This is a genomic window from Streptomyces sp. NPDC054796 (assembly GCF_053611545.1).
Genome location: NZ_JBSHAO010000167.1, coordinates 1 through 1,599, shown reverse-complemented (window position 1 = coordinate 1,599; position 1,599 = coordinate 1). Strand labels below are relative to the sequence as shown.

At 68.1% G+C, this 1,599-nt stretch carries 1 protein-coding gene; it reads right to left on the bottom strand.

The window, feature by feature from the left end; translation table 11 throughout:
- Nucleotides 1-383: 383 nt before the first annotated feature.
- The coding region (locus ACWGJ2_RS40425) for a replicative DNA helicase (RefSeq protein ID WP_453351415.1) at nt 384-1,599 on the bottom strand (1,216 nt) is incomplete at its 5' end.

Sequence of the window (1,599 nt, the reverse complement as noted above, 5' to 3'; positions counted from 1 at the left end):
AGGGCACCTACGCCATCATGTGGCGCGCACAAGCCGAGACCTACGCGGCGAACCCGGCCTGAGCTAACCCCGATTGCCTCTGCTGCCCAATCCCCTGGCCAGGCAGTGCGAGAGGCATCCGCCGTCGGCAGTCGTACGAGCAGACGTGGGTGCGAAAGACCGGGCACCAACTCCGTCTGCCGCACGTCCAGGACACGATCGACGTCGTGGCCCGCTTCCTGGACTGTCCGATCACGGTGGTGACCGGCCCGGGCCCGGCCGGAACCGGGCGGGACCACCGGTCTCAGTCGGCGAACTCGACGGTGACCTTCAGGCGAGTGGCCACCACTTGGCCATCGTTCGTGAGATACGGCCATGGCATCTGAGATGCCACAAGCACAGCCTCAAGTCGTAGCCATATCAACAAAACGAGCATAGTGCCCCTGGAATGCGACGGTGCACGCGGCGGTGTCAGTGGGACCGTTGTTGAACTTGGCGATGATCAGATCAGCTTCGCCCGCGCGGGGGGATTCCTTGTCGTAGGCATCCTCACGGTGCAGGAGGATGACCAGGTCGGCGACGTCCTCCAGAGCGCCGGAGTCCCGCAGGTCGTTCAGGCGCGGTCTCTTGTCCTCGCGCTGTTCCGGGTTCCGGTTGAGGGTGGAGACCGCAACGATGGGGATCTCCAGCTCCAGCGCGAGGAGTTTGAGCCGACGGGCGATCTCGGAGACCTCTTCGTAGCGGCTGCCGAGGGGCCGGGTGCCGTAATCCAGCATCTGGATGGTGTCGATGACGATGAGCCGCACGTCGCGGAGCGCGCGCAGGCGGCGGCACTGCGCGCGCAGTTGGGTGAAGTTGGAGTTCGCGTCGTCTTGCAGGTAGATCGGCGCATCGGCGATGCCGGGCATCACCCGGGCGAGCCGTGTCCAGTCCTCGTCGGTCAGGGAGCCGGTGAGCATGTGGTGCCGGGGCACGCGGGCCTCTGCGGCCATGAGGCGCATGCCGATGTCGTTGGCGGTGGCGTCGCGGGTGAACATCGCGGCGGGCAGCGCGTGCTTGATGGCCGCGGAGCGCAGCAGGTCGGTGGCGAGAGTGGTCTGTCCCATGGCGGGACGTCCGGCGAGGACGATGAGCTGGCCGGGCCGCAGGCCGCCGGTGAAGGCGTCCAGGTCGGTGAAGCCCGTGGGCACGCCCGTGAGGTTGTTCGGCCTGCTGAGGGATTCGATTTCGTCCAGGGCCCCTTCCAGCACGTCGCCGAGTGTGAGGGCCGGGAGGAGGGACTCGGGGCGGCCGGTGCAGGCGGCGAGGATCTCGGCCTGGGCGGTGTCGGCCACGTGCTCGGCGGTCTCGGCTTCTGCTTCGTCGGCGAGGGACTCGACGTGCTGGGCGGCATTCTTCAGACGGCGCAGCATGGCCAGGGCGCGGACGGTGTGGGCGGCTTGGGTGGCCTTGTGCATCGAGGCGTACACGGTGGCCAGGCCGCGTACGTACGCCGCTCCTCCGGCCTGGGCGAGTTCGCCCCGCTCCTCCAGGAGCGTGACCACCGCCTCGATGCCGGGTGCGGTCGACAGCGCCTGCTTGGTGTCCTGGCTGTAGAGTTCCAGCACGGCCAGGTAGACC